This is a genomic window from Streptomyces sp. CC208A, from assembly GCF_030010625.1.
GTDB lineage: Bacteria > Actinomycetota > Actinomycetes > Streptomycetales > Streptomycetaceae > Streptomyces.
The window spans coordinates 345,725-357,123 of record NZ_JASCXN010000004.1; the positions used below are offsets into that span (position 1 = coordinate 345,725).

12 protein-coding genes are annotated in these 11,399 nt (G+C 71.9%); 3 read left to right on the plus strand and 9 right to left on the minus strand.

From position 1 onward, the window contains the following. Window positions 1–145: 145 nt before the first annotated feature. On the minus strand, window positions 146–436 hold the full coding sequence (locus QK442_RS07785) for a glutaredoxin family protein (RefSeq protein ID WP_282693102.1): 291 nt from the start codon (window positions 434–436) through the stop codon (window positions 146–148). Between the two features lie 170 nt (window positions 437–606). On the opposite strand from QK442_RS07785, the gene QK442_RS07790 reads away from it, so the two are divergent. The 3 genes from QK442_RS07790 (at window position 607) to QK442_RS07800 (ending at window position 4,481) form a co-directional block, all read left to right on the plus strand. Beyond that, window positions 607–1,575, plus strand: a complete 969-nt coding sequence (locus tag QK442_RS07790) for an HAD-IB family hydrolase (RefSeq protein WP_282693103.1) — start codon at window positions 607–609, stop codon at window positions 1,573–1,575. Between the two features lie 519 nt (window positions 1,576–2,094). Further along, entirely contained in the window at window positions 2,095–2,880 is a 786-nt protein-coding gene (locus tag QK442_RS07795; protein WP_282693104.1) for an ECF subfamily RNA polymerase sigma factor, BldN family, read from the plus strand. Between the two features lie 335 nt (window positions 2,881–3,215). Next, the gene (locus tag QK442_RS07800; RefSeq protein WP_282693105.1) at window positions 3,216–4,481 is read left to right on the plus strand and encodes a DUF5667 domain-containing protein; all 1,266 of its coding nucleotides are present in this window, start codon (window positions 3,216–3,218) and stop codon (window positions 4,479–4,481) included. 74 nt (window positions 4,482–4,555) lie between these two features. Here the strand turns inward: QK442_RS07800 and QK442_RS07805 are convergent, their stop codons facing one another. From QK442_RS07805 to QK442_RS07840, 8 genes are all read right to left on the minus strand, one after another. Then, on the minus strand, window positions 4,556–5,575 hold the full coding sequence (locus tag QK442_RS07805; protein WP_282693106.1) for a lysophospholipid acyltransferase family protein: 1,020 nt from the start codon (window positions 5,573–5,575) through the stop codon (window positions 4,556–4,558). 13 nt (window positions 5,576–5,588) lie between these two features. Continuing rightward, window positions 5,589–6,650, minus strand: coding sequence for an NAD-dependent epimerase/dehydratase family protein (locus tag QK442_RS07810; protein ID WP_282693107.1), 1,062 nt, complete (start codon window positions 6,648–6,650; stop codon window positions 5,589–5,591). A gap of 195 nt (window positions 6,651–6,845) precedes the next feature. Then, window positions 6,846–6,944: an AURKAIP1/COX24 domain-containing protein gene (locus tag QK442_RS07815; protein WP_003948845.1), complete on the minus strand. Its 99-nt coding sequence runs from the start codon at window positions 6,942–6,944 to the stop codon at window positions 6,846–6,848. A 152-nt stretch (window positions 6,945–7,096) separates the two neighbouring features. Continuing rightward, on the minus strand, window positions 7,097–7,306 hold the full coding sequence (locus QK442_RS07820; RefSeq protein ID WP_150228982.1) for a helix-turn-helix domain-containing protein: 210 nt from the start codon (window positions 7,304–7,306) through the stop codon (window positions 7,097–7,099). A gap of 127 nt (window positions 7,307–7,433) precedes the next feature. Then, the gene (locus QK442_RS07825; RefSeq protein ID WP_282693108.1) at window positions 7,434–8,249 is read right to left on the minus strand and encodes a phosphatase; all 816 of its coding nucleotides are present in this window, start codon (window positions 8,247–8,249) and stop codon (window positions 7,434–7,436) included. Window positions 8,250–8,341: 92 nt separating this feature from the next. Continuing rightward, window positions 8,342–9,517, minus strand: a complete 1,176-nt coding sequence (locus QK442_RS07830) for an acetoin utilization protein AcuC (RefSeq protein ID WP_282693109.1) — start codon at window positions 9,515–9,517, stop codon at window positions 8,342–8,344. Further along, on the minus strand, window positions 9,486–10,685 hold the full coding sequence (locus QK442_RS07835) for an MFS transporter (protein WP_282693110.1): 1,200 nt from the start codon (window positions 10,683–10,685) through the stop codon (window positions 9,486–9,488). The genes QK442_RS07830 and QK442_RS07835 overlap by 32 nt, the downstream gene beginning before the upstream one ends. A gap of 43 nt (window positions 10,686–10,728) precedes the next feature. Next, entirely contained in the window at window positions 10,729–11,376 is a 648-nt protein-coding gene (locus QK442_RS07840) for an HAD family hydrolase (protein WP_282693111.1), read from the minus strand. Window positions 11,377–11,399 lie beyond the last annotated feature (23 nt).

Here is an 11,399-nt window from a genome sequence, read left to right on the forward strand (position 1 = left end):
GGGGTCACGCGGCTGGTTCTCGCCGATACGGAACCGCCGGGCGGCGGGACGCGTTGAAATCCCGAAGGGGGCAAAGCCGCACACACTCCTCACGACGTGACCCCCGAATGCCAACAAAACGTCCACGATGGTAACCGGCTTTCGGTCACGCCCCCAGTTCGCGCCGGAGCCGCCCGGCGTCCACCCGCCAGAAGGTGTGCTGTTCGCCGTCGACCAGGACGACCGGGATCTGCTCCCAGTACTCCTGGTACAGCGCCTCGTCCTGGAGGATGTCCCTCTCCTCCCAGCGCGCCCCGGTCTCGGCACAGACGGCCTCGATCACCGCGCGGGCGTCGTCGCAGAGATGGCACCCCGGCTTCCCGATCAGCGTCACGGTCCGCGCGGCCGGGCCCTTCGCCGCGTCCTTCTTCTTCGTACGTCCGAACATGCCGCCCATTGTCCCGCCCGGCCACGGAAGAGCCCCGCACCAGAGGAGTCCGCCACAAGAGGGCCCTGCCACAAGAGCCCTGCGACAAGAGACCCCCGTCACAGGAGGGACCCGCACTGTTCACACCACGGCATCCTCACGAGTCGGGAAGGGCCGAACGGACTGGCTATGCTCCAGACATGGCCGCTCCTGGATGGCTCACCCCCCGTAGGCGCTCCGCCACCGCGCGCAGCGTCCTCGCAGGCGAGGCCGCCGCCGAGGCGGCCCGCAAGACCTCCCTCCAGCTGGAACAGGAGAGGGAGGAGGAGGCCGCCGCCCTCGAAGCGGCGAAGGCCGCCGAAACCGCGCCGGAGGAAGTGGAGTTCCCCGTCGTCGGCGACGTGCGGGCCGCCGCCTTCTTCGACCTCGACAACACCGTGATGCAGGGCGCCGCGATCTTCCACTTCGGCCGCGGCCTGTACAAGCGGAAGTTCTTCCAGCGCCGCGAACTCGCCCGTTTCGCCTGGGCGCAGATCTGGTTCCGGCTGGCCGGCGTCGAGGACCCGGAGCACATGCAGGAGGCCCGCGACAGCGCGCTCTCCATCGTCAAGGGCCACCGCGTCTCCGAACTGATGTCGATCGGCGAGGAGATCTACGACGAGTACATGGCCGACCGGATCTGGCCGGGCACCCGCGCCCTGGCCCAGGCCCACCTCGACGCGGGCCAGAAGGTGTGGCTGGTGACGGCCGCCCCGGTCGAGACGGCCACGATCATCGCCCGCCGCCTCGGCCTCACCGGCGCGCTCGGCACGGTCGCCGAGTCGGTCGACGGCGTCTACACGGGCCGACTGGTCGGCGAGCTGCTGCACGGCCCGGCCAAGGCCGAGGCGGTACGGGCGCTGGCCGCCGCCGAGGGCCTGGACCTCGCCCGCTGCGCCGCGTACAGCGACTCGCACAACGACATCCCGATGCTCTCGCTCGTCGGCCACCCGTACGCGATCAACCCGGACACCAAGCTGCGCAGGCACGCCCGGGACCGGGACTGGCGGCTGCGGGACTACCGGACCGGCCGCAAGGCCGCCAAGATCGGCATCCCGGCCGCCGCGGGGCTCGGCGCCGTCGCCGGCGGCACCGCCGCCGCGGTCGCCCTCCACCGCCGCCGCCGCTGACCGGGCCCCGTACGGAACCCGCGGAACGGTCCTCCGTACGGAACCTCCGGAACAGCCCTCCGTAGGGGGCCACCCGCCCGTCCGTACCCGAACTCCCCCGCGCCTCCTGCGCGCCACGCCCGTGCGGATACGTTTCGGCTGCGATCACCTGCGACAACCACGGACCACGGGGGCTCACCCGTCCGTGGTCGAACAGCCCCGCACACCTCGACTCCCGGGCATTCCCGCGCCCTTACCCAGGAGCGGCCCCGATCACTCCCCCTTACCGCACATGAGCACAACGCAACGCCGACGCAGTCACACTCGGAAGACACTCGATCAATAACCGGTCACCAAGTGCGACTTGATACGACTGCAAGCGGTAACGGAACCGACGTAATCGATGATTTGAGCAACTCGGTGTAGCGCTGCCTGTACGAAGCGTTATTCTCCTCAGACGCACAGCGGAACCCTCACGTCGCCACCACGAGTGAACGGATCCGCATTGCACGTGATGGAAGCTCTGCCTCTGGGAGTCCCGTGTACCCACACGTCGGGGTTGACGCCTCGGGCCTGGCTACGCTGCGCGCAACGGTCCTCGACCACTTGCGTGGCTTCGTCCCCACCGCGTACGTCGGTCCTGCCTTCGCCTTCGCCGCACCGGCACCCGTCGGTCCTTGCTATGCCCTGGCCGACGGCGGCGCCGCCGTCGGCAGACGGAGCGCGCGCGGGGGCGCCGGGAGCCCGGCCACCGCCCGACGCCCCACCGCCGACAGCGACAGCGCCCGCATGATGGACCTGGTCGAACGTGCCCAGGCCGGCGAGGCCGAGGCCTTCGGCAGGCTGTACGACCAGTACAGCGACACCGTCTACCGCTACATCTACTACCGCGTCGGCGGGAAGGCGACGGCGGAGGACCTCACCAGTGAGACGTTCCTGCGCGCCCTGCGCCGGATCTCCACCTTCACCTGGCAGGGCCGCGACTTCGGCGCCTGGCTCGTCACCATCGCCCGCAACCTGGTCGCCGACCACTTCAAGTCCAGCCGCTTCCGCCTCGAAGTCACCACCGGCGAGATGCTCGACGCCAACGAGGTCGAGCGCAGTCCGGAGGACTCCGTCCTCGAGTCCCTCTCCAACGCCGCGCTTCTCGACGCCGTCCGCCGCCTCAATCCCCAGCAGCAGGAGTGCGTCACCCTCCGCTTCCTCCAGGGCCTGTCGGTCGCCGAGACCGCGCGGGTCATGGGGAAGAACGAGGGCGCCATCAAGACCCTCCAGTACCGGGCCGTCCGCACCCTGGCCCGGCTCCTCCCCGAGGACGCCCGCTAGCCCCGGGCCGCCGACCGCCGCCGCTCCCCCCACCCCTCCCTGTCCCCCACCCCCACTCATCCCCTTGCTGCCACGTGTCCCCGTGCCCCTTTTCACCTCCCCCCACGCCACCACTGCCCGTCCCAAATCACAGTCGGTGACGCATCGATGACGCACTGGTCCGATCATCTTTCGCGCGTAACCCAAGTGCCGCGCCGCTCGTTGTGCGAAATGCAGGCTCCCTGTGGTCACGCCCTGCCCGCAGACACTCACTCGTCCGTGTGGATCTGCTCAAGTCGGGCAACCTTCCGGACCCCTGGGGGAGTCGACCGTCATGACGAGAGGAGGTGCCGCCAGTGATCGCGAACGTGCACCGGCGGGCGAACGCCTTCGCCCAGGCCCTGGAGGACCGGACGCCCGAGGGCGAGGCGGCCGACCGGCCGGACGCCCCGGCCGACACGGGCGACCAGGGACGGCTGTTGGCCTTGGCGAGCGGTCTCGGCGAACTGCCGAAGCCGGAGCTCGACCCCGAGGTCAAGGTGGTGCAGCGAGCCCAGCTCGTCGCCGCCATGGAGGCGATGTTCGCCCAGGGGACGGCCGCCGCAGGCCCCGCCGTCCCGGAGCAGCGGACCACACGGGGTGCCCACCGGGCCTCCCCCCTGCGGAAACTCCGCCCCCGCTCCCGCTGGAGCAAGGGACTCGCCGCGGGCGGCCTCACGGTCGGCGTGGCGGCCGGGGCCTTCGGCGGAGTCGCCGCCGCCAGCTCCGACGCCCTCCCCGGTGACTCGCTCTACGGACTCAAACGGGGCATGGAGGACCTCAAGCTCGGCATGGCCGACGACGACGCCGACCGCGGGGACATCTACCTCGACCAGGCGTCCACCCGGCTCAGCGAGGCCCGCCGGCTCATGGAGCGCGCCCGCTCCGGCGAGCTCGACCACGAGTCCCTCACCGAGATCCGCCGCGCCCTCGGCGGGATGAAGCACGACGCCGAGGAAGGCCACCGGCTGCTCCGCCAGGCCTACGAGCGGGACGGCGAGATCGCCCCCATGGCCCGGCTCAACTCCTTCGCCCAGGCCCACCGCGACACCTGGCACGGCCTGCGCGACCGCCTCCCCGTCCAGCTCGCCGACGTCGGCGAAGAGGTCACCGACGTCTTCGACGCCATAGACCAGGAGGTCGAGCCGCTCCAGTCCCTGCTGCCCCGCACCCTCGACAAGGGCGCGGCCGAGACCGGCGGCTCCAGCAGCAGCCCCACCGCCCCGCGGCACCAGCAGGGCACGACCACTCAGCAGCCCCCTGCCGCCCAGGACGACCCCACCCAGGGCAGCCACCCCGCCGCCACCCCCGGCCCCTCCGGTACCCACCAGAGCACCGGCACGGGCGGCGACACAGGTACCGGCACCGGCACCACCCCGAGCCCGGGCGCCGACACCACCACCGCCCCGACGGAGGACGGCCTCCTCGGCGGCAACACCGGCGGCCTGCTGCCGTCCCCGACGGGCACGCCCACCGCGCCCTCGGCCGAGGAGGTGACGCCCACACCCCCGGACGTCACCATCCCACCCCTCCTGCCGGGCCTCCTTCCGGGTCTCGGCATCGACAGCGAGGACGCGCACTGACGTGAAGGGGCGCCCCCACAGCCGGGGGCGCCCCTTCTTCGTCGCAAAGCTCCAGTCGCAAAGCTCCAGAAGGTCTAGAAGAACACCGACCTCCGCTGCACCAGCAACTTGTACAGCGTGTGCTGGATCTGCTCCCGCACCTGGTCCGTCAGGTTGAACATCAGCATCGGGTCCTCCGCCGCCTCCGGCGGGTACGAGTCCGTCGGGATCGGCTCGCCGAACTGGATCGTCCACTTCGTCGGCAGCGGCAGCATCCCCAGCGGCCCCAGCCACGGAAAGGTCGGCGTGATCGGCACGTACGGCAGCCCGAGGAGCCGCGCCAGCGTCTTCGCGTTCCCGACCATCGGATAGATCTCCTCGGCGCCCACGATCGAGCACGGCACGATCGGCACTCCCGCCCGCAGCGCCGTCGAGACGAACCCGCCCCGGCCGAACCGCTGGAGCTTGTACCGCTCCGAGAACGGCTTCCCGATCCCCTTGAAGCCCTCCGGCATCACCCCGACGACCTCACCGGCCCGCAGCAGCCGCTCCGCGTCCTCCGCGCACGCCAGCGTGTGCCCCGCCTTCCTGGCCAGTTCGTTGACCACCGGCAGCACGAAGACCAGGTCCGCCGCGAGCAGCCGCAGGTGCCGGCCCGCCGGGTGGTGGTCGTGCACCGCGACCTGCATCATCAGCCCGTCCAGCGGCAGCGTCCCCGAATGGTTGGCGACGATCAGCGCGCCACCCTTCTCCGGGATGTTCTCGACGCCCTTCACCTCCACCCGGAAGTACTTCTCGTACAGCGGGCGCAGCAGCGACATCAGCACCTGGTCGGTCAGCTCGGCGTCGTAACCGAACTCGTCGACCTCGTACTCGCCCGTGACCCGTCGCCGCAGGAACGCGAGCCCGCCCGCGAGCCGCCGTTCCCAGGCCGCCCGCCCGGCACCCTCCCCCGCGGCGGGCCGCTCCCCGGCGGCGGGTTCCTCCTCCCGCGCGCCCGGCAGCGCCCGTACCGCCGCCCCGGGCCCTGGACCGGACGGCTCCTCGGGCCGGGCCGGCCGCCGCCGGGCCCGCGAACGGTCGTCGTCGAAGGGAATCACCTTGGCGTCCGCCATCAGTCAGCGCTCCTCAGGCACCATCAGGGGAAGGGACCGGATCCGCGTCCGGGACGAGCCGGCCGGCCAGCCGGTCCACCGCCCCCGCCAGCACGTGCGGCGGCAGCAGGCCCGGCCCCCGGCTCGCCGCGAAGTCCGCGAACGCCTCCGCCGTCGAGTACCGCGGCCAGAAGCCCAGGACCTCCCGCATCTGCGCGGTCGAGACGACCCGCCCGTGCGTGAGGAGCCGGATCTGCTCGGGCGCGAAGTCGGTCAGCCCCACCGTCCGCAGCGCCGACCCCACCCAGGTCACCGCCGGCAGCAGCACCGGCACCGTCGGCCGCCCCAGGCGCCGCGCGCACTGCGAGAGCAGCAGCACCCCGTCACCGGCCACGTTGAAGGTCCCGCTGTTCAGCGAGGACCGGCGCGGCTCGTGCGCCACCAGGCGCAGCACGTCGATCACGTCGTCCTCGTGGACGAACTGCAGCCGCGGGTCGTAGCCCAGGACCGTCGGCAGCACCGGCAGCGACAGGTACTCGGTCAGCGGCGACTCCACCCGCGGTCCCAGGATGTTCGCGAACCGCAGCACGCACACCGCCACGTCCGGCCGCCGCCGGGCGAAGCCCCGTACGTACCCCTCGACCTCGACGGCGTCCTTCGCGAAACCTCCGCTCGGCAGCGACTTCGCCGAGGTCGTCTCGGTGAAGACCGCCGGGTCGCGGGGCGCGGAGCCGTACACGGTCGTACTGGACTTCACCACGAGCCGCCCGATCCGCGGCGACTTCTGGCAGGCCCCCAGGAGCTGCATGGTGCCGATGACGTTGGTCTCCTTGACCGACGTCCGGCCGCCCGCGCCCAGCGCCGTCCCCGTCACGTCGAGGTGCACCACCGTGTCCACCTCGTGCTCCGCGAGCACCTTGGCGATGGCGGGCCGGCGGATGTCCGCCCGGACGAACACGGCCTCCCCCAGCGGATGCGCGGGCTCGACCGCGTCCACCGCCACCACCCGCTCCACCTCCGGATCCCGCTGGATCCGCCGCACGAAGCGGCCCCCCAGATGCCGGGCGGCACCGGTGACGAGCACGACCTTGCCCAAGATCAGCGCCTTCCGTCCGAACTGCGTCCGTCTTCCGTCCGTCTTCCGTAGCCGCCACCGTAGCGCCTGGGGATTTCGGCGCAATGAAAACGTGGCCCCTCACCGAGGACGGTGAAGGGCCACGCCTTGTCGCGCACGTGCCGAGCATGTTGCCGAGCACGTGTCACGCACGGAAGCCGCTCTCGCGGCCGCCGCTTACTTCTTGTTGCGACGCTGAACGCGCGTGCGCTTGAGCAGCTTGCGGTGCTTCTTCTTGGCCATCCGCTTGCGCCGCTTCTTGATAACAGAGCCCACGACTACCCTCGCTCACTTCTTCTCACTGGTGCGGGGCGTCTGGGCCCACACGACCTACGAGGGGTTAGCCTACCGCCCCTCGCACCGCACGAGTAATCCGAGGGCCGGACCGGGCTCACCGATCGTTCGCCCGCAGGTCGACCGCGCGTCCGTTACGCGGTCCCCACCCCCACGTACGACTCCCTCAGGTACTCGTGAACCGCCTGTTCCGGGACCCGGAAGGACCTGCCCACCCGGATCGCCGGCAGATGACCGCTGTGCACCAAGCGGTACACGGTCATCTTCGAGACGCGCATCACCGCGGCGACTTCCGCCACGGTCAGGAACTTGACCTCGTTGAGAGGCCGATCGCCAGCAGCCATGACCCACCTGTACCTTCCGCCGCGACGCCCACCGGCTACCCCTCCGGTGACTCTTCGTCGTCGAGCGCTCACGAATCAGACTAGGGGCGGGTGGTGCGAGTGGGGAAGAGGAGCCCCTATCGCCCGTTTACCGTGACAGACACGCTCGATTGAGTACATAGCGCGTGAGGGGACGGTAGTACGCGGAGCGCACGCCGTCGTCCAGCGGAACCGCCACCGCCACCTGCCCCTCGGCCTCCCCGACGAAGAGCGCCGGATCGTCCGTGTCGGCCAGGCCGATCGCCTCGATACCCAGCTGACCAGCACCGCAGACCCAGCCGTGGTCCCCGACGACCAGCTCGGGCAGCGGCCCGCCGGCCTCCGCCGCGCTCTCCAGGACGGCCCGGACCGGCAGCGCGGAGTGAGAGTGCGCCCCCGGTTCACGCCCGCCCTCCGGCGCCCCCGCCTCTCGTACGAACGCCACCCCGCGCACCTGGTCGAGGAGGTACGTACGTAGACCGAACCGGGTCGTTATGTCGACACATCGCCCCTGCGCCGGGGTGAGTACGTCACATCCCGCCGCCGACAGGGCGTCTGCGAGAGCGGCGTAGAAACCGAGCAGCCGGTGCGGATGCCCCGTCCCGAACAGCACCGGGGCCCGTCGCGCCGCCACCGCCGCGAGCCGCCCCGCGAAGGCGTCGAGGCCCCGCAGCGTCCGCTCCGGGTCGATGACGTCCGGCCCCGAGCGGTGCGCCGGGTCACCCGACACCCCGCACTTCTCGGCCATGAGCCCCAGCAGCTCGGCCTCGTCCCAGCCCCCGTCCGGCAGCAGCCCCAGCGTCACCCGGGGGTCCCGCGCGGCGAAGAGCCGGTAGCTCCGCAGGCTCTCCTCCCGCGAGGTCGCCACCGTCCCCGCCAACCCCGCCGCCAACAGATGCGCCCGCAGCGCCCCGGTACTCAACACCCTTCCGATGCTGCCGGATCACACCTGCCGAAACGTCAAAACCGGCTCACTGCCGCACAGTTGGCGTAACAAGTGCGGACTCGGACAAGCGCTCAGGCCAGCAGCCCCCGCAGCGGGAAGGCCGCCCTGCGGGTCGCCAGCACCGCCTGGTCCAGCCGGTCGGCGGGGTCGTAACCCTCCGCCCAGTCACGGAAGTCGACCGGCCACCGCCCGTCCGTCATCCGCCCAGGACCCAGCTGACGCGTCCGCGCGTACACCTCGTCCCGCCATGAGGAAGGCACCACCGTCTCCGGCGCCACGGGCGCGTGCGCCGCGATCCCCACCAGATGCGTCCACGACCGCGGTACGACGTCCACCACCGCGTACCCGCCGCCGCCGAGGGCCACCCACCGGCCGTCCGCGTAGGCGTGCGCCAGCTCGTGGCACGCCTCCTGCACCGCCCGCTGCGCGTCCAGCGACACCGCCAGGTGCGCCAGGGGGTCCTCGAAGTGGGTGTCCGCCCCGTGCTGGGTCACCAGCACCTGCGGCCGGAAGTCGGCGATGAGCTCCGGCACGACCGCGTGGAAGGCCCGCAGCCACCCCGCGTCCCCGGTCCCCGCCGGCAGCGCCACGTTCACCGCGCCGCCCTCGCCGGGCCCGGCCGCCCCCGTCTCCTCCGGCCAGCCGGTCTGCGGGAACAGCGTCCGCGGGTGCTCGTGCAGCGAGACCGTCAGGACCCGCGGGTCCTCCCAGAACGCCGCCTGCACCCCGTCCCCGTGGTGCACGTCCACGTCCACGTACGCGACCCGCTCCACGCCCAGTTCGAGGAGGCGGGCGATGGCGAGCGAGGCGTCGTTGTAGATGCAGAACCCGGACGCGCCGCCCGGCATCGCGTGGTGCAGCCCGCCGGCGAAGTTCACGGCGTGCTCCGCCTCGCCCCGCCACACGGCCTCCGCCGCCGCCACCGACTGCCCGGCGATCAGCGCGGACACCTCGTGCATCCCCTCGAACGCCGGGTCGTCGACCGTCCCGAGCCCGTACGACTGGTCGGCGCGGCGCGGATCGGCCGAGGCCGCCTTCACCGCCGCGACGTAGTCCTCGCGGTGCACGAGCCGCAGCGTCGACTCCCCGGCCGGCTTCGCGGCCACCACGTCCACCGCGCGGTCGAGCCCGAAGGCCCGGACAAGACCCATGGTCAGTGCGAGCCGCACCGGATCCATCGGGTGCTGGGGCCCGAAGTCGTACCCCGTGACAGCTTCATCCCACATCAACAGTGCGCGGCCGCTCATGCCCGCCACCGTATCGGGCCTCCCGCGCGCCGAACGACGTGGCATACACCACCGTCGCCAGGACGAGCACCATCGGCACCAGCATGGCCCCGCGGTAGCTCCACGCGTCCCCGAGCGCCCCCACGAGCGGCGATCCGACGAGGAAGCCGACGTAGTTGAAGACGTTGAGCCGGGCGACGGCGGCATCGCTGTTCCCGGGGAAGAGCCGCCCTGCCGCCGCGAAGGTCTGCGGCACGATCACGCTCAGCCCGAGGCCGAGCACCGTGAAGGCCGCGATCCCCACCCCCGCCGACGGCGCCACCGCCACCAGCGCGAACCCGCCCGCCGCGAGCACCGCCCCGCCCCGCACGACCGCCGCCGCCCCCAGGTACCGCACCCCGAGATCGCCCACGGCCCGCCCGAGCAGCGTCGTCACCATGTACGCGTTGTACGGGACGGTCGCCGCCTCCTCCGAACCGCCGAGCACGTCCTGGAGGTACTTCGCCGACCAGTTGGAGACCGTCGAGTCCCCGATGTACGCGAAGGTCATCACCAGGCACAGCGGCAGCAGCAGCCGGAACGACAGCGCGCCGCCCTTCCCCCCGGCCACCGCCGCCCGGTCCGTGCTCCGCCCGTCCACGTACCACCGGCTGCCGAGGTACGCCGCGGGCGCCAGCACCGCGACCACCGGCAGGTACGACCAGAGCAGCGACAGGTGCCAGTGCGCCCCCGCCCAGGCCAGCGAGGCGCCCGCGATCCCGCCGAGGCTGTACGCGGCGTGGAAGCCGAGCATGATGCTCCGCCCGTACGCCCGCTGGAGGCTCACCCCCAGCATGTTCATGGACGCGTCGAGCGCGCCGACCGCCAGCCCGAACACCCCGAGCGCCACGGCCGCCGCCCACAGCGCGTCCCCCGCGCCGACGCCCACGAGCGCCAGCAGGACCAGGGGCTGCGACCACCGCAGCACCCGTGAGGGCCCCACCCGGGCGACGACCTTCTCCGTCGCCACGCTCGCCACACCGGCGAGGATCGGCACAGCGGCCAGGAAGAGGGGCAGCAGCCCGTCGGAGATCCCGTACCGGTGCTGGATGCCGGGTATCCGGGTCACGAGCAGGGCGAAGGCCACTCCCTGGGCGAAGAAACTGAAGGCCAGGGAGGACCGTCCCCGCCGCAGCCGCGCATCGGTCATGGCGGCACAGCGTAGGGCCGCCTCCTACCGATGGGTAGATGGATCACAGACCCAGAATTGCCGGCAGTTCCTCCATCCGGGAGAAGAAGCCCCCTGCCCCCGCCAGCCGGTCCTCCGGCGTCATCGCGGTGAACCCGTAGACGTCCATCCCGGCCGCCAGGGCCGCCTGGACACCGAGCCGACTGTCCTCGACGACGACACACCGCCCGGGCGCCACCCCCATCCGCGCGGCTGCGTGGAGGAAGAGGTCCGGCGCCGGCTTCCCCCGCCCCACGTCCTCGGAGCTGAACACGACCTCCTCGGGGAACCAGCCGTCGAGCCCGGTCTTCCGATGCCCGACCCGAATCCGCTCATGACTCCCCGACGAGGCCACACAGTACGGAACCTCCGCGTCCACGAGCGCCTTGAGCACGTCCATCGCCCCCTCCACCGGCTCCAGTTCCGCCAAGAAGGCGGCGAAGACGCGGGCACGGAAGGTGGAGTCGAAATCCTCCGGCAGCCGCTGCCCGCTCCGCTCAAGGACGAGATCGTGCACCCGGTGCATCGCGCCCCCCATGTAGTCGCGGAGGGAGTCCTCGTACGTGGTGGGGTGCCCGAGCTCGGTGAGATAGCCGGCGAGCAGGCGGTTGGAAAGCGGCTCACTGTCGACGAGCACACCGTCGTTGTCGAAGATGACCAGGTCGTAGCGCATGCGCCCAGCCTAGAACGAGTCCG

Excerpts from the sequence above, each read along its gene's own strand:
- QK442_RS07785 (WP_282693102.1), bottom strand. The coding sequence starts at position 436 with ATGGGCGGCATGTTCGGACGTACGAAGAAGAAGGACGCGGCGAAGGGC.
- QK442_RS07790 (WP_282693103.1), top strand. The coding sequence starts at position 607 with ATGGCCGCTCCTGGATGGCTCACCCCCCGTAGGCGCTCCGCCACCGCG.
- QK442_RS07805 (WP_282693106.1), bottom strand. The coding sequence starts at position 5,575 with ATGGCGGACGCCAAGGTGATTCCCTTCGACGACGACCGTTCGCGGGCC.
- QK442_RS07820 (WP_150228982.1), bottom strand. The coding sequence starts at position 7,306 with ATGGCTGCTGGCGATCGGCCTCTCAACGAGGTCAAGTTCCTGACCGTG.
- QK442_RS07830 (WP_282693109.1), bottom strand. The coding sequence starts at position 9,517 with ATGAGCGGCCGCGCACTGTTGATGTGGGATGAAGCTGTCACGGGGTAC.
- QK442_RS07835 (WP_282693110.1), bottom strand. The coding sequence starts at position 10,685 with ATGACCGATGCGCGGCTGCGGCGGGGACGGTCCTCCCTGGCCTTCAGT.
- QK442_RS07840 (WP_282693111.1), bottom strand. The coding sequence starts at position 11,376 with ATGCGCTACGACCTGGTCATCTTCGACAACGACGGTGTGCTCGTCGAC.